This is a genomic window from Colwellia sp. F1 (genome assembly GCF_056238625.1).
The window spans coordinates 14461-39327 of sequence record NZ_JBWDLI010000004.1; the positions used below are offsets into that span (position 1 = coordinate 14461).

The 24867-nt window shown below is 39.1% G+C and carries 21 protein-coding genes and 1 pseudogene; 10 read left to right on the forward strand and 12 right to left on the reverse strand.

Annotated features, from left to right (window positions below):
* Positions 1-2: 2 nt before the first annotated feature.
* The 5 genes from AC0UA9_RS04470 to cadR form a co-directional block, all read right to left on the reverse strand.
* A complete protein-coding gene (locus AC0UA9_RS04470; protein WP_475657622.1) occupies positions 3-1745 on the reverse strand; it encodes an efflux RND transporter periplasmic adaptor subunit in 1743 nt (580 codons plus the stop codon).
* Positions 1745-3172, reverse strand: a complete 1428-nt coding sequence (locus AC0UA9_RS04475) for a TolC family protein (protein ID WP_475657625.1) — start codon at positions 3170-3172, stop codon at positions 1745-1747. The genes AC0UA9_RS04470 and AC0UA9_RS04475 overlap by 1 nt, the downstream gene beginning before the upstream one ends.
* Positions 3172-3669, reverse strand: coding sequence for a DUF411 domain-containing protein (locus AC0UA9_RS04480; RefSeq protein WP_475657626.1), 498 nt, complete (start codon positions 3667-3669; stop codon positions 3172-3174). Before AC0UA9_RS04480 ends, AC0UA9_RS04475 begins: the two co-directional genes overlap by 1 nt.
* A gap of 107 nt (positions 3670-3776) precedes the next feature.
* Positions 3777-4175, reverse strand: coding sequence for a hypothetical protein (locus AC0UA9_RS04485; protein ID WP_475657629.1), 399 nt, complete (start codon positions 4173-4175; stop codon positions 3777-3779).
* A gap of 487 nt (positions 4176-4662) precedes the next feature.
* Entirely contained in the window at positions 4663-5052 is a 390-nt protein-coding gene (cadR, locus tag AC0UA9_RS04490; RefSeq protein WP_475657632.1) for a Cd(II)/Pb(II)-responsive transcriptional regulator, read from the reverse strand.
* Between the two features lie 79 nt (positions 5053-5131).
* Here cadR and AC0UA9_RS04495 point away from each other — a divergent pair, with 79 nt between their 5' ends.
* From AC0UA9_RS04495 to AC0UA9_RS04525, 7 genes are all read left to right on the forward strand, one after another.
* Positions 5132-5791, forward strand: a complete 660-nt coding sequence (locus AC0UA9_RS04495; RefSeq protein ID WP_475657634.1) for a cation efflux transmembrane domain-containing protein — start codon at positions 5132-5134, stop codon at positions 5789-5791.
* Positions 5792-5801: 10 nt separating this feature from the next.
* The gene (locus AC0UA9_RS04500; RefSeq protein WP_475657637.1) at positions 5802-6527 is read left to right on the forward strand and encodes a transglutaminase-like domain-containing protein; all 726 of its coding nucleotides are present in this window, start codon (positions 5802-5804) and stop codon (positions 6525-6527) included.
* Positions 6520-7410: a cation diffusion facilitator family transporter gene (locus AC0UA9_RS04505; protein ID WP_475657641.1), complete on the forward strand. Its 891-nt coding sequence runs from the start codon at positions 6520-6522 to the stop codon at positions 7408-7410. The genes AC0UA9_RS04500 and AC0UA9_RS04505 overlap by 8 nt, the downstream gene beginning before the upstream one ends.
* Positions 7411-7462: 52 nt before the next feature.
* On the forward strand, positions 7463-7822 hold the full coding sequence (locus AC0UA9_RS04510; protein WP_475657642.1) for a hypothetical protein: 360 nt from the start codon (positions 7463-7465) through the stop codon (positions 7820-7822).
* A gap of 82 nt (positions 7823-7904) precedes the next feature.
* The gene (locus tag AC0UA9_RS04515) at positions 7905-9122 is read left to right on the forward strand and encodes a TolC family protein (protein ID WP_475657645.1); all 1218 of its coding nucleotides are present in this window, start codon (positions 7905-7907) and stop codon (positions 9120-9122) included.
* Positions 9123-9176: 54 nt separating this feature from the next.
* Positions 9177-10466: an efflux RND transporter periplasmic adaptor subunit gene (locus AC0UA9_RS04520; RefSeq protein ID WP_475657648.1), complete on the forward strand. Its 1290-nt coding sequence runs from the start codon at positions 9177-9179 to the stop codon at positions 10464-10466.
* 11 nt (positions 10467-10477) lie between these two features.
* Positions 10478-13678 (forward strand): efflux RND transporter permease subunit, encoded by a 3201-nt coding sequence (locus tag AC0UA9_RS04525; RefSeq protein WP_475657651.1) that lies wholly within the window; start codon positions 10478-10480, stop codon positions 13676-13678.
* 166 nt (positions 13679-13844) lie between these two features.
* Here AC0UA9_RS04525 and AC0UA9_RS04530 read toward each other — a convergent pair whose 3' ends face one another.
* The 6 genes and pseudogenes from AC0UA9_RS04530 to AC0UA9_RS04555 all read right to left on the reverse strand — a co-directional run.
* Positions 13845-14033 (reverse strand): hypothetical protein, encoded by a 189-nt coding sequence (locus AC0UA9_RS04530; RefSeq protein ID WP_475657653.1) that lies wholly within the window; start codon positions 14031-14033, stop codon positions 13845-13847.
* Between the two features lie 163 nt (positions 14034-14196).
* The gene (locus AC0UA9_RS04535; protein ID WP_475657656.1) at positions 14197-14514 is read right to left on the reverse strand and encodes a hypothetical protein; all 318 of its coding nucleotides are present in this window, start codon (positions 14512-14514) and stop codon (positions 14197-14199) included.
* The gene (locus AC0UA9_RS04540; RefSeq protein WP_475657658.1) at positions 14511-15548 is read right to left on the reverse strand and encodes a hypothetical protein; all 1038 of its coding nucleotides are present in this window, start codon (positions 15546-15548) and stop codon (positions 14511-14513) included. The genes AC0UA9_RS04535 and AC0UA9_RS04540 overlap by 4 nt, the downstream gene beginning before the upstream one ends.
* A gap of 206 nt (positions 15549-15754) precedes the next feature.
* On the reverse strand, positions 15755-16117 hold the full coding sequence (locus AC0UA9_RS04545; protein WP_475657661.1) for a hypothetical protein: 363 nt from the start codon (positions 16115-16117) through the stop codon (positions 15755-15757).
* 195 nt (positions 16118-16312) lie between these two features.
* A complete protein-coding gene (locus AC0UA9_RS04550; protein ID WP_193332371.1) occupies positions 16313-17695 on the reverse strand; it encodes a PhoH family protein in 1383 nt (460 codons plus the stop codon).
* Positions 17696-17953: 258 nt separating this feature from the next.
* Positions 17954-18799, reverse strand: a pseudogene (locus AC0UA9_RS04555) (PIN domain-containing protein); the annotation flags it as partial.
* 278 nt (positions 18800-19077) lie between these two features.
* On the opposite strand from AC0UA9_RS04555, the gene rapA reads away from it, so the two are divergent.
* From rapA to AC0UA9_RS04570, 3 genes are all read left to right on the forward strand, one after another.
* Positions 19078-21996, forward strand: a complete 2919-nt coding sequence (rapA, locus tag AC0UA9_RS04560; protein ID WP_475657664.1) for an RNA polymerase-associated protein RapA — start codon at positions 19078-19080, stop codon at positions 21994-21996.
* The gene (locus AC0UA9_RS04565; RefSeq protein WP_475657667.1) at positions 21996-22760 is read left to right on the forward strand and encodes a pseudouridine synthase; all 765 of its coding nucleotides are present in this window, start codon (positions 21996-21998) and stop codon (positions 22758-22760) included. The genes rapA and AC0UA9_RS04565 overlap by 1 nt, the downstream gene beginning before the upstream one ends.
* 79 nt (positions 22761-22839) lie before the next feature.
* Entirely contained in the window at positions 22840-23862 is a 1023-nt protein-coding gene (locus tag AC0UA9_RS04570; RefSeq protein ID WP_475657670.1) for a DUF3530 family protein, read from the forward strand.
* A gap of 127 nt (positions 23863-23989) precedes the next feature.
* On the opposite strand, the gene djlA is transcribed toward AC0UA9_RS04570, so the two are convergent.
* The gene (gene djlA / locus AC0UA9_RS04575; RefSeq protein WP_475657672.1) at positions 23990-24811 is read right to left on the reverse strand and encodes a co-chaperone DjlA; all 822 of its coding nucleotides are present in this window, start codon (positions 24809-24811) and stop codon (positions 23990-23992) included.
* Positions 24812-24867 lie beyond the last annotated feature (56 nt).

Sequence of the window (24867 nt, forward strand, 5' to 3'; positions counted from 1 at the left end):
ACTTAATGATTAGAATGATCAACAGCAGCTTTATTTTCCTTGCCGTGTTGTTCATCTGATTCAAGAGAAATGTCAGTGATAACTAAGTCATCTCTAACCTCAAAAGTGAAAGTGACATTATCACCGACATTGAAATCAACCATTTCTATATTGTCCGCGACGATAAAATCCATCGTCGCAGCAGGTCTATCCCATTTCTCTATTGGGCCTCTGCTAATATTTAGAATCCGTGTATCAATATCAATCGCATTGATCAAACCTGATACTGTTGCTGATGATACTTCAGGCTCACTCATGATATGAATTCCAGTAATTTCATATCCACCGTCTTCGGTTTTGCTCACTTCAAAGTGCAAAGATTGACCTGACTTTAATGAGTCAATATCGACTTTTTCAGCCACAGTAAAATCCATAACCATTTCAGGCCAATCCCAAGCTTCAGCAGGGCCATGTGAAATATTAACCATGCGGTGCCCTGCCATAACACTATTAACATCCCCTTGCATCCAAACAGAGTTAGGCACTTCATCATGAGTCATTCGTTTAAAGTCAGAGCTTTTACTTGATTCAGAATCAATCAAGAATTGGGCAGATGTCACCACAACGTCATCTTCATTTAAGCCGTCTAATATTTCGATGCTGTCGATATCAACCCGGCCAATAGTCACTTCAATAGATTTAAATTGCCCATCACCTAACGCAAGTACTACTCTGTCCTGTTTACCTGTTCTAATAACGGCTTCTTTAGGCACGAGGATGGTGCTATCAGCTTGATTAGCGTGAATAGAGACTTGTGCAAACATATTTGGTTTTAATTGATAGTCTGTGTTATCAAATTTCAATCTCACTCGGAGTGTGCGTGTTTTACTGTTCAATGTTGGATAAACATAATCAACGACACCAGCCCAGTCCTCACCGGGTAAATAATCCAGTGTCATTGATACAGGAAGTCCTTTTTTAATTAAGGCTGCGTCACGTTCAAACACTTCTGCTTCAACCCAAACTTGATCTAGCTGGCCAATGCTTAATATGGTGTTTCCCGGCTTTACATAAAAACCTTCTCTAACCTTCAAACCATCGGCAACACCTGCTTGAGGTGAATAAAAGGTAATTGTTTGCTGAACCTTTCGTGTCTTTTCTAACTTTTGAATGAAATCTGAAGAAAGCTGTAACGCTTTAAGGCGATCTTTGGCTGCTGAAATTAAGGAACTATTATCGCGCTTTAACGCTATTAACAGTTCTTCTTGCGCGTTAACTAACTGAGGAGAATATAGTGTATAAAGAGGCTGCCCTTTCTCTACAGGGTTACCTACTGCTTTGATGTAAAGTTTTTCAATCCAGCCATCAACCCGTGGGTGGATATGAATTAGCTTATCTTCATCATATTGAACGTAACCTACCGTTGAGATTTCAGTATGCATATTTTTCAGTTCAACAGGTGCAGTGCGAACCCCAAGGTTATTCACTACATGAGGCGCAATTTTTACTGCTCCGGGGCCAAAGTCATCACCAGATGATCCTTCCTCATACACAGGAATTAGATCCATCCCCATAGGCGACTTACCGGGCTTGTCCCGGCGGTAATTAGAATCCATCGGTGCAACCCAATACAGCGGTTGTTTCTCTGCTGATGTAGCTTCATCAGTATCACTGTTTGAGCCTGCACCTTGATATAAGCTCAATGCTCCTGCACCTAGTGCTGCCCCAATAATGACGGCAATAATTGTTTTCGTATTCGTTGACATTATTTTTCTCCAAATTGCTTATTGGATAAGTGCTGATTAGTTTTGTGCGAAGTGTGCAATGGCTTATGTTCAGCATTTGATTTAGATTGAGAATGCGCAAAGAAATAGTTGATGCGAGTAACTGTTTTAAGTGCATCAACATCAATTCTTAAAGCTGATATTCTGGTATTTAATTCGGCAATTCTTGCTCGAACAACTTCGGCAAAATCGCCATCATCATTTGTGTAGGCTGTCAATGACGCTTCTGCTTGGTCATGAGTTTGTTTAAGGAGTTGTTCTTTATAGATAGATTGTCTATCTGATAAGCGTTTAAGCTGTCTTAGTTCTTTTTCTAAAACACTGATCATTTGCTTTGTCAGTAATAGTTTCTCGGTTTTAATAGTCTCTGAATCTGCAATAGAAGCTGCAACTTGCTTATCTTGTCTGTTCTCGGTGAACAAGGGTAAATCAAACGTTACTCCAACAGAAAATAAATCAGCTCGGCTATCACCAGAGGGCATATTGTCGCGATAGGCATAACTAGCATTAACACCCCATTGCGGCTTATATTGCTGTTTAGCTAATTCAACACCTTTTTCTGAAGATTTGCGTTTTACATCAATTGCAAGTATGGCTGGATGATTAGCAAGAGCCTGAGCCAATAGATTTCTTGAGTAATTAGATGCTTTTAGGACTGTTGGATTATTCAATTGAATCGAAGGCAATTCTTTTGAGACGCTAAACTCTAATGGTTGCGCGTCAAAGTTGAATGATTCATTCAAACGATCCGCATCGTAAATATGAAGCCACTCATTGAGACGAGCGATTGTCGTTTCTAGTTTCTGCTTTTGCGAAGTTAATCTGTCATCTAACTGCACGACTTCCAACTGAGCACGAATAACATCTTGCTGTCTAGTTTTACCAACAACGTTTGAATAGCTAGCTTTAGCCACTTCCGCCATCTGCTCAAAGAGAGACCAATCATCTTCAATCAATTTAATAGTTTGTTGGGCTAAGTAAGCATCTAACCAAAGTTGTGACACTTGGCTTTTCAACTTAGCTTTACGATCCTCTCGTAACAGTGGAAATTTCGTGGACTCAATTTGTAACTGGTCTTTCTTGATCTCTAGACTGTCGCCTCTCGGAAACATTTGAGAGACGCCAACCTTTAGCTCAGTCATTCCGTCCTGATCTAAATCCCAAGTATCTGTTGGTACATTCATTATCCCTAGCGATACTATCGGATCAGGCAAAGTACCTGAAGCAATACTTCTATTTTCAACTGCACTTTGTTTCAATCGGCTACCATGAAGCCAAGGATCATTTTGCTGAGCTAAGGTGATAGCTTGTTCAAGCGACACTACTTTCTCAGCTTGGGCTGAGAATACAGATAAGCCGAGTATTAATGCAGTTGAAAGTGAAGTAAGGTTTGAAGAGTTCAATTTCATTAGAATTGCTCCTCGTATGTCTTAACTTTTGCATAGACTTTGCTCGTTCCATCTTTAAATAGAATTAACGCGTTGTATGGCATAAAGCGGTCATCGACTTCCATACCGGGAGAGCCAACTGGCATTGCTGGAACTGAAAGCCCAATCGCATTGGGATGTTCTTCTGATAAGAACTGCTGAATAAATTTAGCAGGTATATGACCTTCAAAGGCAAATCCATTTCTACTCACTGCCGTGTGGCATGAACGGTAATTAGGTTTGATACCATACTTAGTTTTGATGTTGCCGATGTTTCGGAAATCTTTGGAATGCGCAACGATCCCTTTGTCTTCAATATGAGTTATCCATTTTTTACAACACCCACAAGTTGGGGTTTTATAAACGATTAACTCCAAAGGTGTTACGTCGTTATTGTGTGCATGCTTATGTTCATTGGCGTTTGCAAACGCAGGTGAAAGCAGCATTACAACTGCTATTTTTAAATACTTATTGATCATTTTTGCCCCCAGACATCGCTGGAAAATATCTATAGCGCTACGACGCTATATTGACTAACAGAAAAATTAATTACATGTGCGCGAAATTTGGACGCACTAATCCTGTATTAGGCAAAAATTGGTGGACGATAAAGGGAAGTGGAAATTGAATGAGGTTGTTTAGATTGCAGAGCAGCTACAGATTCACTGAATATTTGAATATCTGTCGAATCAATACTGGAATTTAGGACTGTCGTAGATGAGCAAGCATTTGCAGGACAAATACATTCAACGTCACAACAATCTTCTGATTGACCATTACTGCTTTTATTCATATCACCATGACTCATTCCTTCATGATGACTCATTCCTTCATGATGACTCATTTTGGAATGATCCATGTTCATGTGTGATTCGTGAGAACCTGATGACATTTCGCAAGACATAGCAGAATACGCAAATGCTTGCCCTACAAAGGCAACCAGCATAAGCGTTATTACTAAGACTTTTGAAAATGCTTTAGACATAAAATTCTCATAAAAAATATACACCCTCTATGCTAATACAAATTTTCGAATAAGTAAATTGATGTAATGTAAACATTTATGAATATTTGACTATCGTCAATTTTTGAAAGGGGAACATGTAACATTAATAATCTCGTTTGACTGTTTAGTAGTCAAAAGTTAAACCGTTGCGCATGATTGGAACATCTATTAAGTCCAACTAGTTTATCTTGTAATGCATATACATCCCCGTCAAATGAATTGATATACAGCGAAGGAGTATGCTCGCTTATTGATAAACATTACGTCCTTAATGACATAAATTTAATATCCCGTAAACTCAAAATGGTCACGTTAGGTGCTCACGATACAAGCGGCAAATCTCTCTTGTTAGTAGAGAGAGTTTTGCCGGGGAACTCAAATCTGTTCGTGAGGGTAAGAAAATAAGTATTAATTAGTCTGTATCAATAATTATGGTGAGTTAAAACCGAGTCTTTTGAATATCACTTTAGCTATCTAATGACTTAATTATCCCACACTCTTCAATGGTATTATCAGAATTACACGTATTAGCCATTTGTTGTAATTCGTTTTTTAAGGCTTTTAATTCTTTCATACGTTTATTTACTAAAGCTAATTGTTGCGCAATCAGCGCATTTACACTTGAGCAACTTTCTTCTGGTTTATTTTTTAGGTCGATAAGACGTTTGATATCAGTAAGAGAAATATCGAGACTGCGACAATGTTTTACGAATTCTAATTGCTTCAAAGCAGTAACGTCATACAATCTGAAGTTACCTTCTGTACGCTCTGGATCAGAAAGTAACCCTTTTCTTTCATAGTATCTGATAGTTTGTATAGAACAGCCGGATGTTTTCGATAATTCACCTATTTTCATAATATTTTCTTTTTAAACTTGATTCTATAGTTACTATAGGTTTTACACTTAAATTATACAAGCAAGGCGGAGTTAAAAAATGAGCGGTTGTGGCTGTAAAGTAGAATTAAAAGATGACCAACAAAAAACAGTGTTCTATTGGCTTTTAGCTACAAATGCCACGATGTTTGTATTTGAAATTGGTTTAGGTTGGTTATCTGAATCAATCGCATTAATTGCTGATTCTTTAGATATGCTAGCTGATGCTATCGTCTATGCCATTGCCTTATATGCCGTGGGGAAGTCAACCCAACATAAAGCTAATGCAGCATTAGTAAGTGGTTATTTCCAATTGGGGTTAGGGGTTCTAATTCTTCTCGATATAGCTAGACGACTAGCTGGAGAAAGTGAGCCTCACTCTTGGTTTATGATTGGAGTTGGTTCTGTGGCTTTAATCGCTAATGTCATTTGTTTGATGCTTATACGAAAGCACAATAATGATGAAGTACATATGAGGGCTAGCTGGATATTTTCAGCTAATGATGTGACCGCAAACCTTGGTGTCGTATTCGCTGGCATTCTTGTCATGGTGCTAGAACAGCGCTGGCCTGATATTGTTATTGGTAGCATCATTTCAATGTTAATTCTTCGAGGTGCTTACATGATATTAACGGATACCAAACAAGAATTAGTATCGGCTCAATATACATCTGAAGTATCAGATAAAAATAAACAATCAACCTGCTGCAATTCAAAGTAAGGAAGCTCTTATGAATCAAGAATATCTAGAAAAAACTGAGATAGTTAATTTTGAACACCTCACTATCCAATCATTAATAACAGAGCGAAAATGGCATGAGCTTGATGACTACAACAAGATTGGCACCGCTTATCAGTTTGTAAAAGACGAAATACTATTTGGCTATAACGAAAGCGACGATATTTCCGCAAGTGAAGTTTTATCTGACGGATACGGGCAATGTAACACTAAGGGCAACCTGTTAATGGCCTTATTACGTGGATTAGGAATTCAGTGCCGATTTCACGGGTTTACAATAGATCAGCAATTACAAAAAGGAGCTATTCCTACCTATGTCTTTTGGTTAGCGCCCAAATACATTATTCACAGTTGGGTTGAGGTTTACTTTGAAGGACGTTGGATCAATTTAGAGGGCTTTATTTTAGATAATCAATATCTCACTTCAATACAGCAAAAGTTTAATCAAATAAAAGACAATTTCTGTGGTTATGGTGTTGCAACAAAATGTTTTTCATCACCAGATACAGATTGGCGCGGAACCGACACATATATTCAAAAAGAAGGGATTCACGACGATTTCGGACTTTATAATTCCCCTGATGAGTTTTACCTTGAAAAAGGCACTAATTTGTCTGGAGTCAAACGCTGGATGTATCAAAAAGTGATCCGCCACCTAATAAATTTCAATGTCACTAATCTAAGAAAAAATAAAGCGCTGGAGGTACAAAATGCATAGCCATAGTCATCAACATGGAACAGACGACAGGATTGGTTGGGCATTTTTTCTGAATGTTACCTTTACGATCATCGAATTTATTGGTGGTTGGCTCACCAACAGTACCGCTATTATGGCTGATGCGGTGCATGACTTAGGAGATAGTATATCGATTGGCTTTGCATGGATATTAAGTCGTTTTTCAAACAAAGCAGCGCCAGATAAATACAGCTATGGTTACCGCCGACTTACACTGTTCGGGGCATTGGTAAATGGCGTTGTATTAGTAATTGGCTCAATTTGGGTGTTGTTTGAAGCAATTCCAAGGCTAACCAACCCTGAAATGCCTGTAGTTGAAGGAATGTTAGGGCTTGCGATACTCGGTGTTGCCGTAAATGGGTATGCCGTATTCAAATTAAAAGCTGGGGAAACTTTAAATGAAAAAGTACTAACTTGGCACTTACTGGAAGATGTTCTGGGTTGGGTCGCCGTTCTAATTGTTTCAATTGTGTTGTTATTTGTAGAACTGCCAATACTAGACCCACTGCTATCAATTGGTTTTACATTATTTATTTTATTTAATGTTTTCAGAAATCTAAAATCTACACTTGTTTTGTTTCTTCAAGCCGCTCCAGATGAAGAAACTCAACAGAATATCAAACAAACTTTAATTAAATTACCTGAAATTAATGGGGTTCATCACATGCACTTTTGGTCGTTAGATGGAGAAAGTCATGTACTAACTGCTCATTTGGAGTTATCTAAAAACTCAAGTGTGAATGAACTCGTTGCATTAAAACAAACTATCGCAATTGAACTTTCAGAATATCATTTGTCTCATACAACCATTGAGTTTGAGTTTCCCAAAGAAACTTGCAGAGATGAGCACGAAAAAGAAACATAGAGCTAGTCCCAACTGTCGCTTCTTGTTATAGTTTTATTTCACAATTTTATGGGTGTCTATTTTGAATTTCATTGTTGCTTTAAGGATAATATTAGTTCTTTCGATTGTTCTACAATCGATAAGCTCTATTGCGTCTGCAACTTCTGAGAATCATCAAATCGATGTAGAGCACCTGCAAACTCAACATGACCACAAAAATGATCGCGATATTTTAAATGAAAACGCTGATGATGAACCTCATGATATCAAGGATTGTCATCACTGTGGTCATTGTAGCGGCAGCCACTTATCTTGGATATTAATTAGCAATTCAAATAGTGCAACAAAGTTATATAACAACAACCTAATACCTTATCAATTCGATCAAACAAAAGAATTTTTAGACGCTATATTACGCCCCCCTATTTCTTAAATTTCTAAATTTATAACCGTCCATTTAGCGATTTAAAATCGGTAAATGAGAGATGATTAATACTTAAAATTTAAGAAGTCTTATGTATAAATATATAAAAAATACAGGCACTTGCCTGTCATTCTGCCTGCTTGTAAGTATTTCATATACCGCTTACAGCAAGCAAAAAAGTGAGTCGTGGTTAGACACACAAATAAATAAAGATCCCGAAATAATTGAAGCAAGAGAGTTGTTAATCGCAAGCAATCATCATGCAAAAAGCTTAACTCAGGCAATATATAACCCTGAGCTTGACGCAAGTTTTGAGAAAGAAGGTGATTTTAATAACTATTCAATCGGTTTGAGTCAGACCATTGATTTTTGGGATAAACGCTCTGCCAAAACATCAATTGGCGAGATAACTCTTTATGCCAGCCAGCAGCACTTATTGAATTTAATCGATTCAAAAAAGGCCGATGCGTTAATTGCTTTGACAAATTGGCAATCAGCGAAAGATGCTGCACAGCTCTCTACTGATAGAGAAAGTCAACTGCAAACCTTACTTAGTATTGTGGAAGACAAACAAAAGGCGGGAATACTTGAGCCTCTAGATGCTGAGCTGGTTTACTTAAACTTGTCTCAAGTTTTTAGTGAAATAGCTGAATATCAAATAGAGCTAAAAAATGCTGAGGTTAAAGTTAAAGAGCTGCTGCCTGATTGGACACCAGAGTTAGCCAGTAAAATCTCTATTGATTTCGATGTTGAAAACTATTCATACAAAGCTGAATGGATTGAACAACACCCCCAAGTACAATTGGCTAAAGCAAAATGGAAAGAGCAACAAGCTAAAGCACAACTAACAACCATAGAGAATAAAGCTAATCCCACCATAGGGATTAGCGCAGGAAAAAATAGTGACGATAATATCGTTGGCTTAACATTCTCTATGCCTTTGAATATCAGAAATAACTATTCCGATACTACTAAAGCGGCATATTCAGAAGCCGTTGCTGCGGAAGCTTATTTCCAATCCATTTATCGAAAACGCTCTTTTGAAGCTCAGGCCAACTATGAATCCCTCATGATCAGTAAAAAATACTATCAGCGATGGCAAAACCTTATGCAAAACCGAATTGATAATAGCGCGAGGTTGCTAAACGCTCGTTGGGAGGCTGGAGACATCAATACTTCAGACTATCTAATAGCGTTGAGCCAAAGAGCTGATGGATTGCACTCAGGCATTCAACTAGAAAAACAATTTAGACTCTCTGAAATAGCCTTCATTTGGAGCATGGGTCAATTATCTAAGTTTAAGATTTAATTAGTTAAAACGGCAATTAGAAATCTTAAACGTTAAAAGAATATAGGTAAAAAAATGAATACATTATTTAGCAAAAAATTATTAGCAATAGTAATTAGTGGACTTTTTTTAGGTGGGACATTAAGCGGTGAAGTGTATGCTCTACAAGTAAATACAATTGAACCTGTAACAGCAAATCCCAAAAAACATAAACACGAACACTCGGAAAGTGAAGAAAAGCATGTAGAAGAAGGCCATCAGGAAAATGAAGGCAACCATTCTGAAAAAGACACAGAACATGACGAACATGGTCACGACCAAGAGAGCAAAAATAAAGAAACTGAAGAGGAACATGAAGAAGGTATTACTCTAAGCCCTCAAAAAATGTCACTAGCCAATATTAAAGTTCAAAGCATAAGACCTGATTATCAATTCAGTACAATCTATGCGCCCGGAGAGGTCAAAGTAGATGGTTATAGCAGCTATGTCGTTTCTCCCCGTACCGAGTCAGTGATAATAAGCAGACATACTGCACTCGGTGAACACGTAGAAAAAGGACAAAAGCTGGTCACCCTATTTAGTGAAGCAATGGCTCAAGCTCAAGCTGACTACTTGATTGCGTCAACTGAATGGCAGCGAGTAAAGAAATTAGGCAACAAAACAGTAAGTGAAAGTCGTTTACTTCAGGCTCAAACCACATTTAACGCCACATACGGAAAACTTATCGCACTAGGGTTAACTGAAAAAGCGATAAAAGACATATCAAATAAAGACATAACTTCGTTTGGCCAATATTCGCTAGTAGCTCAGCGAGAAGGAGTAGTTTTACAAGATGACTTCACCCAAGGCCAACGAGTCGATGCGGGTGATACTATCATGCTTTTGGCAGATGAAAATAAGCTGTGGGTGGAAGCTAAAGTATCACCCAACAAAAAGCTCAATCTATCAATCAACTCTCCGGCAATAGTTAAATTAGAAGGAGAGGATTATAAGGCAAAAGTTATTCAGGAAGCCCACACGATTGATCCCATCACTAGAACTCGAATCATTCGCCTAAGTGTTAATAATGCAGATGACAATCTCCATTCAGGCATGTTTGTTAAAGTATATTTTCAATTTGCCACTGAACAAAAAGTTATGGCCGTTCCAGAAGAAGCGCTAATTAGAAGTGCGGACGGAGATTGGACCGTATTTGTTGAGGATCATCCCGGTGAATTCAAAGCGACAGAGGTTGAGTTAGGTCGTTCTCTAGGTAATTTCAGAGAAATATTTGGTTTAGAAAGTGGTACTCGTGTGGTCACTCAAGGAGCGTTTTTTGTTGCTTCTGAAATAGCTAAAGGCGGATTTGATCCGCATAACCATTAAGGAGAGCCGCTATGTTTAATAAAATTATAGATTGGTCTGTAAACAACCGACTCCTTATTTTGATTGCCTTATTTGCCACTATTGTTGGCGCAATAATGGTGATCCCAAAACTGAACTTGGATGCTTTCCCTGATGTGACTAATGTTCAAGTCGCGGTTAATACAGAAGCGCCGGGGCTTGCCGCAGAAGAAGTAGAACAACTCATCACTTATCCGATTGAAACGGTCATGTATGCGTTACCTGATGTTGAACAAGTACGTTCAATTTCCAAAACGGGGCTGTCTGGCGTTACTGTCGTTTTTAAAGAAGGGACTGATATCTATTTTGCACGGCAGCTCGTCTTTGAACGGCTTCAAGCTGCAAAAGAGTTGATACCTGACGGTGTAGGTACGCCTGAAATGGGACCAAATACGTCAGGGTTAGGTCAAGTATTTCAATACTTGCTCGTGTCAGATAAAGACGCAGGATATGACTCAATGGCGCTCAGAAGCCTCAATGATTGGATAATCAAATTGCTAATTATGCCAGTTGATGGTGTCACAGATGTCTTATCTTTCGGAGGTAATGTTAGGCAATATCAAGTGAACATAGCTCCCTCTAAGCTCCTTGCATATGGATTGTCGCAAGAAGATATCGTTAATGCACTTGATAGTAACAATGCCAACGTTGGCGGTTGGTATATGAACCGAGGACAAGAGCAGCTTGTTATTCGAGGAACGGGTTGGTTCGAAAGTGGTGAAGCAGGCATTAGCAACATTAAGCAAGTACCTGTAAAAACCGTAGATGGTACTGTTGTGACGGTTTCTGATGTCGCCAAAGTTGAACTAGGTAGTGAAATTCGACAAGGTGCGGTCACTATGACCCGTAAAACGTCCGAAGGAAAAGTTGAAAACCTAGGTGAAGTTGTATCAGGCATTGTACTCAAGCGTATGGGTTCCAATACAAAAGCAACCATTGATGGTATTAATGCACGAATTCCACTAATCAATCAGGCATTACCTAAAGGTGTTCGATTCGAACCCTTCTATGATCAAGCTGATTTAATCGAACAAGCTGTCAGTACTGTAGTCAATGCACTAGCACTTGCCTTTATCTTTATTTGTATCGTGCTTGCCCTGTTCTTAATGAATTTAAGAGCAACGTTTCTTGTTCTTATTTCCATTCCAATATCGGTAGGTATTGCATTAATGATCATGGCTTGGTGGGGAATTTCTGCCAATCTTATGTCACTAGGTGGCATTGCCGTAGCTATTGGTATGCTTGTGGACGGCTCAGTGGTCATGGTTGAAAATATGTTTAAACATTTAAACCACCCTGATTCAACACACCAACAAAGTGTAGAAGCACGTGTTCCTAGTGATGATACTGATCCCTTTGCAATAGAAAAAGATGATCATGGTATCGAGTTGCGGCTAAAACAAGCAGGCAAAGAAGTGGCTCGCCCAGTATTTTTTGCTGCTTCTGTCATTTTAGTCGTGTTCTTGCCTTTGTTTAGCTTTGAAGGCGTCGAAGCAAAATTATTCCAGCCAATGGCAATTAGTATTATTTTAGCCATCATTTCAGCTATTGTTGTTGCCTTGTTTATCGTACCAGCACTCGCCACTTTCATGTTCAAAAAAGGCATAAAAGAAAGAGAAAGCTTTGTTGTTAAACCTTTAGATAAGCTATATAAAAAGGGGCTTAAGTTTGCACTTAAACGTACCAAGTTAATTGTTGTTACCTCGCTAATTATGGTTGTTTCGGCTTTTTCAATTATGCCTTACATAGGTACTGAATTCGTTCCAGAGCTAGAAGAAGGAACAATTAACTTAAGAGCAACTCTTGCTCCTTCTTCTAGTTTAGATACTGCATTGATGGTTTCACCTATATTAGAAGAAAAGTTGATGGCATTTCCTGAAGTTACTTATGCGCTAAGCCGTATCGGGCGACCTGATATTGGCGGCGATCCTGAACCAGTTAATAACATCGAGATTTATATCGGACTTAAACCTGTATCCGAGTGGACCAGTGCTTCAAACCGTTATGAACTGCAAAACAAAATGGAACAATCGCTTGAAGAGTTTCCGGGACTTTTACTGAACTTTTCTCAACCAATTGCCACCCGTGTAGATGAGTTACTATCTGGTGTAAAAGCACAACTAGCGATAAAGCTGTTTGGGCCAGACCTCAATCAATTGGCAGTTAAAGGGCAAGAAATAGAATCGGCAATTAAAGAAGTTGAAGGCGCTAGAGATGTTGCGCTTGAACAAATAGCTGGTGAAGCTCAATTAGTTGTAAAGCCAAACAGACAAGAGCTTTCACGTTTTGGCCTATCGGTCGGTGATATAATGGAAGTGATACGAGATGGTATAGGTGGAGTTGAAGCAGGACAAATCATCAACGGGAATGAGCGTTATGATATATATGTGCGTTTAGAAAAAGAATATCGTAGTAATAAAGAAGCTATTTCTGATATTCGCATTCAGTCTCCAACAGGGGCTTGGGTTCGTCTTGGTGATGTTGCAACAATCTCTTTTGAGTCAGGCCCTCCGCAAGTGAGAAGAGATGATGTGCAACGACGTGTTGTTATCCAAGCCAACGTACAGAATCGAGATATGGGCAGTGTTGTTGCCGATATCAGACAAGTAATCGCCGAGAAAGTCGATTTACCTGCTGGCTACTCTGTTGCCATTGGTGGTCAATTTGAAAGTCAACAACGAGCACAACAACGGTTAGCTATAGTGGTTCCTTTATCTTTGGCGCTAATTGCTCTTTTGCTTTACTTCGCATTTGGCTCAGTTGGTCAAGCCATGTTGATTTTAGTTAATGTCCCATTAGCTGTTATCGGCGGTGTTTTCTCCTTATATTTCTCTGGGCAATACTTGTCCGTGCCAAGCTCCGTTGGCTTCATTACACTATTTGGTGTTGCAGTGTTAAATGGTGTGGTTATGGTTGAAAGTATAAACCAGCGAATTAGAGATGGCTTAGAAGTCACTGATGCTGTTTTTGAAGGAGCAACTTCTCGTTTGAGACCTGTTCTTATGACAGCAATAACATCTGCATTAGGTTTAATACCGATGTTAATGTCAAATGGTGTAGGAGCTGAAATACAACGACCACTGGCAAGTGTTATAGTTGGTGGTTTGATAACAGCAACATTACTCACATTGTTTGTTTTGCCTGTTTTATATCGCTGGTTCTCTAAAAAGAAAATTGAGGAGTTATCCCGCTAATTCAATTTTCATCAATTGTGAAGCTTCCAAATCAAGGTATATGAATTGGAAGCTTCGCTTTCTTGCTATCACTAAAAAGCTAGCTATTTCGTAAAATTACTAATCTGATCGAATATTGAATTTGTTGAAGTCATTCTAAACTCCTTATTTTCGTTATTTAATGACTTTAATATTGAGACTTAAGTTGCCCACTCATTTCTAAAACTCGATCTACCGAATAAGTTCCTGCTCTCATAACAACCAGTTCAACAAAGGAAATATCCGTTAACTTATGATCAGCATCAATTACATAATAACTCCAGTTATGTGTAATGATTTCTAATTTATCCTCAACAGCAGATTTGCTAATAATCATTGAAGAAACTATTTGCTTAAATGGCCGAAATCTAAATTATTCATCGTCAATGACAACACCAGAAAGAAATTCGCCGAGAAATAGTTTTTCAAATTCTTTATAGCCATAAACCGAGAGTATATAACCACTCCTTAAATATGTTTTGTCCATCTGTTATTCTCTACTAATAGCTAGCAGGAAGCGTTTCTCGCAGCTCTAATACCTCTTCAGGAGACTGGCTGCAATCATGCATGAGATTGAACTCTGCGACGGAAACATTAAATTCGTGTGGTTTTGCATCTAAAAGATAAAAGTTAGCACCAAAGGTCCTATATTCAAGACCATTGATTTCCATGACTTTCGAGGTAAACAATGTCTCACCTTTGATACTACTATCGCTGTCGTCAGCAAAAGTTGCATAAAGCACCTGATCAACTCTTTCTTCTAAATCAGATTTTATTGAGATCAATGTTGCATTCGTTAGTTTTACTCTTGGTCTCATGACTGAACTCCTGTGATATCTTCTAAACATGTTGGACGGAAAATACTAATATATTTAACCCCATCGACTTCTAGTAATTTGCTATCAGCATCAAAATGAGACAGAACGCTTGATTGAAACTGCGAGATGTATTCCTCATAGTCGATGGTGTTAAAAAAGTTGGAATCAACACGACGTGCATAAAAAACAAGGCTCTGCTGGTCTATACGAATAGTAAATTTTTGCTCTCCATCTACGTTTTTAACCTGTAGACATAAATCGGGTTTGTGCCAATCAGATGCAAAAGAAGGGATCAGTGGGAAGCCATAAACCAAATAACGCATACCATCGATTTTGAAAGTGGTTGGATTGAGTGGAGCCTTACTTATTTTGCCACTATTGAATAATTCAAGTGTCAACATTAACCAGTGCTCATGCTTAGAAAAACTATTCCCGTTAGAAATGCAGTCTTCAAACTCTCCCTCATGATTAACGTGAGTTGAGTACATGTATTTTTTAATGTTATCCAAGGAAAGCTTTTCAAACGGAAACTTTGAAGCGATGAGCCTGAAATAACAACCATGAACTTTTAAATCTGCATATTGAACTATTGAAGGATCATCAAATGCATCAAAGTATGGTTGCCATTCTAGTCGGAAATCTGGGCCTGTATTTATTACAAATTTAGCGTCATCAGGTAGTCCTAAAACTTGGTATATCGCTGAAACCAACTCTAATGTTTCGATATCTACCAGCATCAGGCTTTCAATACGATTTGCCATTGATTCGATTTCTTTATGAAGTGAATCAATGATTTCTTGATCATCACATTCGTTTATCATTAAGTATTTCAGGGAATCGTGCTTTAGAATTGATTCTAGTCTTTTATGTTCAAATGTCTCAGTGAGACTGTTATGGGTATCAGAAAAATGAGGTCTGTTATAAACACCTCTAGCCCACAGACCTTGGGCGTAAATATCAGGAAATTCTAATAACTCAGCAAATTCTTTTGCTTGAATGTTAAGCTTATTTTTTAATTGATATAGCGAGATCATTTAGTCCTCCAAACAGTGCTTGCAAACAAACAATGGCCTACTCACACACTGTTTATCTGACTATTTGAATCACCAAATTTTTCGGATGCTCCGCTTCACTGCTCATATTTTCAACGATAAAATATGCGTAGGCGTAGGCTGTCCGTTCAGCCTTCCCCCATAATATCGTCAAAAAACAAAATGACAACTTACGTATTTGTACAATTTTAGGTAGATATTTTGAGTTTGAAATCTGAAAAGCTAAGCCCGAAAAGGGATATGACCATTTCTTCATTTATATTGGAGCCGGGAAATTTTTTTTCAAAATTTCCGATGATGTTATTAAGATAGCTCGCCAATAAGTTAGCTAAAAATATTTCCGACTTTGGTGAGAGACCAGACAATGCTAACAATGGATTGTCAAAAGTTTCAGCTTTTATTTTTACTAGTAAATCGCTGTAACTGTTACAGCCATACAGACAAATAGCTACCCCTTCTTGGGCTTGACCAAGGGGAATTGATAACTTTTTTGACAACCTCTTTGCCTGACGCTTTACATTACTTACAAGCGCTTCTGATTCAAAAGACATATGCACACCAAAACATAACAACTAAGGTCCACAGCACCTAAGTCATTACATCTTCAATGTATGATTAATCTTTTAAACCCAGAGTAAATCCATTTCGTCCGCAAGTGTGGAAACTGGCTTCTCTGAAAAAGCCACCGCAAAAAGCAGTGGCTATTGTCGCAACATTATAAGTAAATGTGAATTGTAGTTTGATGTCTACATGTTCTTTTCAGTGAACTCAGCTAAGCTACTACGCTCTACTTCATCAAAAATTAGAACAGACCCTTTCTCATAGTTTCTATACACATTAACAGCCGCGCTAGCTCCTGAAGATGCAGGTGTAACAAACTTATCGTCAATCTGCGCTAGGTTGCCCAACACGATTGTACGACAATTTTTTCCTCCCCGGCTAAGCATCCCTTTAATCTGTGCGCGTGTCATATTTTGTGCTTCATCGATGATTAACACAGCATCGTCTATTGAACGGCCTCGAAAGTAAGCCATACTAGTAAATTCTATATTGGCTTTTTCGATCACATGCTCAACTGTTGCATGAATATTTGTTTCATGATTATCATCTGAATGCATTGAAATTAATGCATCGGTAATGCCTGCCAGAAGAGGCATCGATTTTTCAGTTAAATCCCCCGGAAGAAATCCGGGATCGTCGTCCATGAAGTCTCTAGAGCGTACCACAACGATTTTTTTGTACTTTTTCAACTCCAATACTTGATGCAGCGCCGAAGCAACTGCCAAAAAAGTTTTTCCGGAGCCAGCAGGGCCAAGGATAATATTTAAGTCATAGTAAGGGTCTGTTAATTGGCTTAAAGCTACCGCTTGACGCTGATTTTTTGGCAATATGCCCCATACCTTTTCTTGCTTACGAGGCAATAACTTTGTGTATACCTCAGTATCAGTCACTTCTGAAATCCGGCCAATGTGTCCGGCTTCATCGTACCAATACATGTTTGGCTGAACTTCATCGTTGAACAAGCTGATTGGGAATGTATAAACCTCTCCTGAGACTTTGAAATCTTTATCTGATTCAATTCGATCAAAAAGATCACCTTCAAAGGCTTGTACGCCTGTATAAAGCAAATCTATATCTGCGATTTGATTATCAACGGATACATCTTCAGCCATAACACCAACAGTTCGAGCTTTTAATCGCATATTGATGTCGCGGCTAACGATGGTAACGTCTTTATCTAACTCTTTCTGAAGATGGAGTGCATAGTTAATTATTCTATTGTCAGCATCGCTACCTATCGTGTGCTTTAATTCTTTTGCCATGTCCAATTGAGTATCAATACCAATGAACAACTTGCCTCTTTTAGCTGTTTCAGTAGAAGGCAGTGGAATACCTGCTTCCATTTCTTCTGCACTGTGCCCATTAATTATGTCTTCAAGCATACGAATACATACACGAGCATCAGCACTTACCGATTTATTGGTTCTTTCTTTTAAATTATCTAACTCTTCTAAAACTGTTAGACAGATGTATACATCTTCACTGTAAGCGAGCAATGACTTTGGATCATGAACTAGTGCCGATGTATCTAATACTCTTGGGTTTCTGTGTTCACTTAGATTATTCATTTTAGTTCTCCTTTGAGAACGATTTTCATTAATTAGCATTTTAGATTTACCTTAGGTTTATTATTTTTGTTTGTGCCTTCTTGCAGGTTAAATCCGTTATTTATATTTATTGATTAATGGTTCTGTTCTTTAAGTCACACTTAATGACATGTTAGAGAGATTAGATCTGAGCTTGTTATAAATACTCAATTTCTTCAGTAAGAATAAGGTCTGTAGATAGGTCTGCACAAATATTGGAAAAAAGCTTGCATTAATACCTGTTTTTCCACTACCCGCAGGGCCTGTTAAAATAACTAAATCAATGTTGGGGTCAAGTAACGCGTCCATTGCCATCCCTTGGTATATATTTTTTGGATGAATACCCCACGCTGTTTTTCCTAAAAGACGGTCACGGCCTAAATCTAAAATAGAGACCTGCTCATCATCCCAACCCGTTACCTTGGCGGCAAATGTTTCAGTGTCGTCAATCAGGTATTCATTCATATAGCGTGAAGGCACAGTTTTCTTATCAATAATATGGCTGGTAGTACGTCCGTCAGTTTCGGTGTCACACACGCTCACTTGTTGCCAAAAATCTCCTTCAAATTGATGATAGCCTTTGGTTAAAAATTGAATGTCGTCAATAAGTTGGTCTGTTCTATAATCTTCAACATGTGCTAAGCCAGCTCCCTTAGCTTTTAAGCGCATATTAATGTCTTTAGTGACCAAAACTACTTTACTTTTTGGGTTTTCTTTTTGTAGGTATAAAGCTGCATTAATAATGCGATTATCGTTTTCGTTAAACGACAACACCCTAGCCGTTTGCTCTAGGCTGTAATCATTAATTATTGATAAGTGGCCGCTGAGGTGTAGCTCATCATTTTGTGGTAGTTTTACACCGGCCAAGACTTGCTCAGGTGTGGCGTTTGACAACATATCTTCCAGCGCTCTAATCGCTACCCGCGCATCGCGGCTAACATCTCTGTGCCTGTCTTTAATCGCGTCTAATTCTTCTAACACTGTCATAGGGACAACAACGTCGTGCTCTTTAAAAGAGAGAAAAGCAAAGGGTTCGTGCAAAAGGATATTAGTGTCGAGGATATAAAACGTTTTTTCATTACTCATATAAGCATCTCCAACTTTATACTATGTAAACAGTATAAGGAAAACAAAGTAGTGCCAGAACAAAGTAGTGTTGTAAAAGTATTGCTAGATAAAAATTTGCTTCTACCTTTTAACAATGGCAGTTTATTTCAGAGATAACAAGAATAATTGCTAATCTTTACGAAAGCTAACTATGATTATCAATAACGAAAAGGTAAAATAGCGCCTTTTTAAATGCTAAATGCTGCTCAATCAGCCTCGCAACATTTGCTAAATTTTCAGTTTTCGGAGTTTTTTATATGCCATTTCAGGTAGGTCAGCGTTGGATAAGTGACAGTGAGTCAGAGCAAGGGTTAGGAACGGTAACTGGCGTCGAGCACAGATTCGTCACTATTGTTTTTACTGCCACTGGCGAATCACGACAATATGCCAAAGCGAATGCCCCCCTAACCCGTGTAATTTTTAATCCTGGCGATACCATTCCAAGCCATGAAGGTTGGGGCTTAAAAGTCACGTCAAGCACTGAAGAGCAAGGCATTATTACTTACCACGGCATAAAAGAAGGCGATGAAAGCAACCAAGAAATAACGTTAAAAGAAGTGATGATTGATCACTTCATTCGGTTTAATAAGCCGCACGACCGTTTACTCAATAGCCAGGTTGATAGGCTTGACTGGTTTCGTCTGCGCAAAGACTGTTTACACCACCAATACCAGCAGCAACAGTCTGAATTAATGGGCTTAACTGGCGCTCGAGTCAGCCTTATTCCTCACCAATTGTATATTGCTGATGAAGTCGGTAATCGTTTTGCACCTCGTGTGTTACTGGCCGATGAAGTGGGTTTAGGTAAAACCATTGAAGCGGGACTAATTATTCATCAACAGTTGGTCAGTGGCCGTGCGAAACGCATTTTGATCATAGTGCCTGAATCTTTAATGCACCAATGGTTAGTCGAAATGCTACGTCGTTTTAACCTTAGTTTTAGTATTTTTGACGAAGAGCGCTGTCAAGAAGTCGCGGGGGAAGAAGCTATCAACCCTTTTAGTAGCGAGCAATTAGTGTTGGTTACTTTAGGTTTTATAACAAAAAATGCCAAATGGTATGACGAACTTATCAAGGAAGAGTGGGACTTAATGGTTGTTGATGAAGCGCACCATTTGAAATATAGCGAAAATAACCCCAGCATTGAATACCAATGCATAGAACAATTAGCGCAAGTGATACCTGGCGTATTATTATTGACAGCAACACCTGACCAATTAGGCCATGAAGGCCACTTTGCCCGCTTGCGTTTACTTGACCCCGATAGGTTTTTTGATTACGAAAAGTTTATAGAAGAAGAGTCACGCTATAGTGAAGTAGCCAATGCAGCCAATACATTGGTTGAAGGAGAAAAACTCTCAGCAGCACAAGAAAAAACGTTAGCAAACTTACTAAAAGAGTCTGATGTAGCTACACAATTAACGCTACTCAATAGTGATAATGCTAAAGAGCAAGAAGACGTTCGCAAACAATTGCTAGCACAGTTGCTTGATAGACATGGTACTGGCCGTATTTTATTTAGAAACTCACGCAACACTATTAAGGGCTTTCCTGCACGCGAAACACACCCAACCCCCTTAATCATGCCAGAGCAATATCAAGAGGCATTAAATGACTTTATGCTAAGCGATTCCCCGCAAGCACTGCTGCAATCTTCACAAGCTAAATTCATTTTCACACCAGAGATGCTATATGGCTTAGATTCAAGCAAAGATACCTGGACCGACTTTGACCCCCGTGTTGATTATTTAATTGCGTTACTGCAATCACTTAAAAAAGAAAAAGTGTTAGTGATATGTGCACATGCGCAATCAGCCATTGACTTAGAAGCAGCCCTTAGAGTTAAAGAAGGTATTCGCGCGGCTGTTTTCCATGAAGGTTTATCAATATTTGAGCGGGACAAGGCAGCCGCATATTTTGCCCAGGACGAAGACAGCGCACAAGTATTGTTATGCTCTGAAATAGGCAGTGAAGGTCGAAACTTCCAGTTCGCTCATCATTTAGTATTGTTTGATTTACCCAGTAACCCTGATCTGTTAGAGCAGCGTATTGGCCGCCTTGATCGCATTGGTCAAACCGACATAATACGCATCCATATTCCCTATTTTCAAGATTCTGCACAACACTTGCTATTTAACTGGTACCAGCAAGGTATGCAAGCGTTTGAACAAACCTGTATTACTGGTCGTGTGCTGTATGAAACGTATGGCAATGAGCTACTAATACTCGCCTTAAGTGCACAGCAAGACACTGAGCAAGCAGCGCAATTAATTAAGGACAGCTGGCAACAACATTGCCAATTAAAAGCTGAATTAGAGTCTGGCCGTGACAAACTACTTGAACTAAACTCTTCAGGCCAAGGTCGTGCTCATGAACTAGTCGAAAAAATAGCGAAAAATGACCAAAAAATACAGTTACCCCAGTTTATGTTTCAAGCCTTAGATGTCTTTGGCGTGCAACAAGATGATAAAGCCGACAATGCTATTGCCTTAAATCACAGTGAACATATGCTCAATAGTAACTTTCCCTGTTTACCAGAAGACGGCACTACCGTAACATTTGATCGTAATACTGCCTTAACCAATGAAAACTATCAGTTACTCACCTGGGATCACCCTATGGTACGTGGCGTGCTTGACTTAGTACTTAGCGATGAAATAGGCAACGCCAGTATTGGCTTGTTAAAAAATGAAGCCTTACCCGTAGGTACTTTCTTTTTAGAATGTTTATTTACCGTAGAAGCAACCGCTCCTGCCCACTTACAACTGGGGCGTTATTTACCCACCACCCCCATTAGAGTTTTAGTAGACAAAAGTGGTAATAACCTTGCTGATAAAGTCAGTGAAACGGTATTAGATAACCAATTAGCGCCGGCTAAAAAGCAAATTGCCTTACAATTAATTAAAGCTTTAAAATCACAAATTGGCCCATTAGTGGAAAAAGCTGAAGCACATGGCCAAGCGAAAATTGCAGCTATTCAAACAAAAGCCCTAAAAAATATGCAAACAAAGCTTGAGCAAGAGCAACAGCGATTAATCGCTTTAAAAGCCATTAACCCCAGTGTACGACAAGCTGAAATAGACTTTATTAGCCATCAGCAAAGTGAATTAAGCCACTACATAGACAAGGCTGGACTCACCTTTGAAGCAGTACGTATGATAGTAGTAACCCACTAATGACGGCTAATCCTGATTTTATCTACAAACCACCAATGAGTCCTTACCTTGATATTGTTTTTCAAGATGATGATATTGTTGTGCTCAATAAAAGCAGTGGTTTATTAAGCGTACCTGGTCGCTTAGCAGAGCACCAGGATTGCTTACAAAACAGAGTGCAACGGGTTTTGCCCACGGCAACCATAGTGCATCGTTTAGACATGGCAACCTCTGGCATTATTATTATGGCGTTAAATAAAGCTGCGCATGTTTTTATTAGCCGACAATTTGAACAGCGTAAAACGCAAAAAAGCTATATTGCCCGTGTATTTGGCCGTATAAAAAAACAACAAGGTAGCGTAGATTTACCTTTAATATGTGATTGGCCAAACCGACCAAAGCAAAAGGTGGATCATGATAATGGTAAGCAATCATTAACCCACTACCAGGTGCTGAGTTATCGCGAGTCAACCCTCGACACTCAACGCACGCCCAATAATGACTTAAATGCAGATACCGCTGAAATATCTGATGCCATAGCCAACCAGCGAACCAAGGAGTATAACAGTACCCTAGTAGAGCTAACCCCTATTACTGGGCGATCTCACCAACTGCGTGTACATATGTTAGCCTTGGGGCACCCTATTTTAGGTGACAGACTGTATGCACAGGGGCAGGCTTTAACCGCTAGCCCAAGATTACAGCTACACGCAAAGAACTTAACTTTGTCGCACCCAACGACAGGTGAACAGCTTAACTTTGTTGCACCTTGTCCTTTTGATTAATATGCTAGCGTAACATTTTGGCTTAACATTTTAGCTAATAAGCCGATAAAAGCTTATTAGCTAACAATAGAGGAACATTGTGCGCACATTATCTGTATTACTTAAATTACTTCTTCTTTGCCTTGTACTCCCCTGGCTAAGCATGAATGCTATCGCGCAGCAAAACACTCAAGAGCAGCCTGTAGAAACCTACATAAAAGCCCAAGAAGAGCCTGCGCCACCTGCCGACACGACAACTGAGCCCCCTACAGACAACACTGTAGCACAAGATCCTGACGTTGCTTCAGAGAAAAAAGCCATTGCGCCAAAAGTTATTCCGACACCGCCAGCAATGCCACTGACAAAACAATCTAACGCTGATTTAGCCCATTACTTCCCTAGTAATAAAGTAGAGCCTTTATTAGCAGGACCTGACAACTACAGCACTTTGCTTACGGAAAGTACTAGCGTTAATAACAAAGGAGTGGCAATTTTATTGCCTGATTGGCAACAAAGCGCAACCAGCCCGAAAGCAATTAACTTTTTACGTAAACAACTACCTAAACAGGGTTGGACTACCATTAGTATCCAGCCAGAAAGCAAGCCTGAAAACTATCCATCAACAGCCTTAAAAGAGAGCCAACAACAACAAGAAAACCAAACTATCATAACTACCTATCAACTAAAGCTAGCGACTATGATGAATGCTGTCATCAGCAAAGCGAAAGAGTACCCAGGTATTATTGTCATTATTACGCAAGGGAGTCATGGTGCGCTGGTAGTTGATCTTTTACAGCAAAATAATGACCAACGGCTTGACCAAACACCTAATGCACTAATCTTATTAAGTAGTTACTTATTAACAAGTGATAATTTAATTGATGAAGCGAATACCGCTTTTGCCAAACAATTAGCGGCGAGTGAATACCCGGTTTTAGACTTGTACCTACAAAAAGATAATCCCATTGTGTTATATAAAGCCCAACAACGCTTATCATTAGCTAAACAGTCAATGAAAGTGTATTACCGTCAACGCCAGTTAAATAATAACGCCACGGGCTATTATCCTGAGACCGAGTTACTCACTCAAATAAATAGCTGGTTACGCTCTATGGGCTGGTAAAGCAAATAAGCGGTAGTATGGCAAGGAAAGTAGCTGCGGCCACTTTACCGCCTATTGTTAACCTTTTACAGCTGGTTACTAAGCTCCCTTTAGCTGGTTACTAAGCTCCCTTTAGCTGGTTACTTCATCAAGACTGTTTTGAAATTAAATCATACGCGGCTTGAATGTCTTGCGTTTTTTCTTTCGCTGCTTCCATCATTGCTGGTGGGAGCCCTTTAGCAATTAACTTGTCGGGGTGATGCTGCGACATTAATTTACGGTACGCCTTTTTAATATCACTTTTAGAGTCTTCTTTACTCACCCCTAAAATTTTATAAGCATTCGCAAGTTGTCCAGCATTAGTTGCGGCATTACCCCCATTAAATTGCTGCTGACTCTGCCCCGCTTGTTGGTTAAATGCGGCGCTAGCAACGATCATTTCTAATAGGTTGTCTAACTGACGAGCCGAATACCCTAAAAATTTAGCAATTGTATGTAATACTTCACGCTCTTTGCTGTCTAAGTCACCATCAGAAAAAGCCACTTGAATTTGAATTTCTAAAAACATCAAGCGTAAATCATGGCGATTACCACAAATACGTTTAAATTTTCTTAGCCTGTCAGCTAAAGGAAACCCTGTCGTTTTTCCTTCGCGAAACGCATCTTGTGCCTGTTGGCGTAATTCGCTGGTTAAGCCAAGCTTATCCATATAAGCCGTTGCAAAAGCAATTTCATGATTAGTCACTTGCCCTTTCGCTTTAGCGACATGCCCCATCACCGAAAACGTGGTGTAAAAGAAAGCCGCTTGACGCGCAACTTCATCTTCTTTGCCACCAGACATACCATCAAAATCAAAGCCTCTGCCACGATCAAATAGATGACCAAGCCAAACCCCAAGCAAGGCCCCAAAGAGGTTTTTACTTAGCATAAAGCCAAATAAAAACCCTAAAACTTTTCCCCAAATACGCATTTTAAAAGTATTCCTCTAAACGTTATGTGTTATTTACTCGTAGCTAGCAGGCTATA

Bases quoted from the DNA above. Each gene is read 5' to 3' on its own strand.
- AC0UA9_RS04545 (WP_475657661.1), bottom strand. From the start codon at position 16,117: ATGTCTTTTGAATCAGAAGCGCTTGTAAGTAATGTAAAGCGTCAGGCA.
- AC0UA9_RS04565 (WP_475657667.1), top strand. From the start codon at position 21,996: ATGACGGCTAATCCTGATTTTATCTACAAACCACCAATGAGTCCTTAC.
- AC0UA9_RS04470 (WP_475657622.1), bottom strand. From the start codon at position 1,745: ATGTCAACGAATACGAAAACAATTATTGCCGTCATTATTGGGGCAGCA.
- AC0UA9_RS04530 (WP_475657653.1), bottom strand. From the start codon at position 14,033: ATGATTATTAGCAAATCTGCTGTTGAGGATAAATTAGAAATCATTACA.
- AC0UA9_RS04520 (WP_475657648.1), top strand. From the start codon at position 9,177: ATGAATACATTATTTAGCAAAAAATTATTAGCAATAGTAATTAGTGGA.
- rapA (WP_475657664.1), top strand. From the start codon at position 19,078: ATGCCATTTCAGGTAGGTCAGCGTTGGATAAGTGACAGTGAGTCAGAG.
- djlA (WP_475657672.1), bottom strand. From the start codon at position 24,811: ATGCGTATTTGGGGAAAAGTTTTAGGGTTTTTATTTGGCTTTATGCTA.
- AC0UA9_RS04540 (WP_475657658.1), bottom strand. From the start codon at position 15,548: ATGATCTCGCTATATCAATTAAAAAATAAGCTTAACATTCAAGCAAAA.
- AC0UA9_RS04495 (WP_475657634.1), top strand. From the start codon at position 5,132: ATGAGCGGTTGTGGCTGTAAAGTAGAATTAAAAGATGACCAACAAAAA.
- AC0UA9_RS04550 (WP_193332371.1), bottom strand. From the start codon at position 17,695: ATGAATAATCTAAGTGAACACAGAAACCCAAGAGTATTAGATACATCG.
- AC0UA9_RS04485 (WP_475657629.1), bottom strand. From the start codon at position 4,175: ATGTCTAAAGCATTTTCAAAAGTCTTAGTAATAACGCTTATGCTGGTT.
- AC0UA9_RS04535 (WP_475657656.1), bottom strand. From the start codon at position 14,514: ATGAGACCAAGAGTAAAACTAACGAATGCAACATTGATCTCAATAAAA.
- AC0UA9_RS04475 (WP_475657625.1), bottom strand. From the start codon at position 3,172: ATGAAATTGAACTCTTCAAACCTTACTTCACTTTCAACTGCATTAATA.
- AC0UA9_RS04515 (WP_475657645.1), top strand. From the start codon at position 7,905: ATGTATAAATATATAAAAAATACAGGCACTTGCCTGTCATTCTGCCTG.
- AC0UA9_RS04500 (WP_475657637.1), top strand. From the start codon at position 5,802: ATGAATCAAGAATATCTAGAAAAAACTGAGATAGTTAATTTTGAACAC.
- AC0UA9_RS04480 (WP_475657626.1), bottom strand. From the start codon at position 3,669: ATGATCAATAAGTATTTAAAAATAGCAGTTGTAATGCTGCTTTCACCT.
- AC0UA9_RS04525 (WP_475657651.1), top strand. From the start codon at position 10,478: ATGTTTAATAAAATTATAGATTGGTCTGTAAACAACCGACTCCTTATT.
- AC0UA9_RS04505 (WP_475657641.1), top strand. From the start codon at position 6,520: ATGCATAGCCATAGTCATCAACATGGAACAGACGACAGGATTGGTTGG.
- cadR (WP_475657632.1), bottom strand. From the start codon at position 5,052: ATGAAAATAGGTGAATTATCGAAAACATCCGGCTGTTCTATACAAACT.